The 259-nt window shown below is 54.4% G+C and carries 1 protein-coding gene; it reads right to left on the bottom strand.

Features of this window, described 5'->3' with window-relative positions:
- The coding region (locus ACYP03_RS26845; protein WP_459782787.1) for a hypothetical protein at positions 1–259 on the bottom strand (259 nt) is incomplete at both ends.

The following is a 259-nucleotide window of genomic DNA, read 5'->3' as shown; positions in this document are numbered from 1 at the left end:
CGTTGAACCAGCACTTCTTCCGTACCCGGTTTCAGCACATCATCCGCCACGACACGTCCCAGTACGAGGTCTCGCAGTGGTTCTTTAACATCACCACCTTCGATCAGAGGCATCATAGTGATACCTGCGTGCGTACCACAGTCATCCGCTGTGATTACAACATCCTGGGCAACGTCTACCAGACGACGAGTCAGGTAACCTGAGTTCGCTGTTTTCAGTGCCGTATCCGCCAGACCTTTACGCGCACCGTGCGTGGAGA

It is taken from the genome of Photobacterium sp. R1 (genome assembly GCF_054600795.1).
This window is presented reverse-complemented; position numbering and strand designations above follow the sequence as displayed.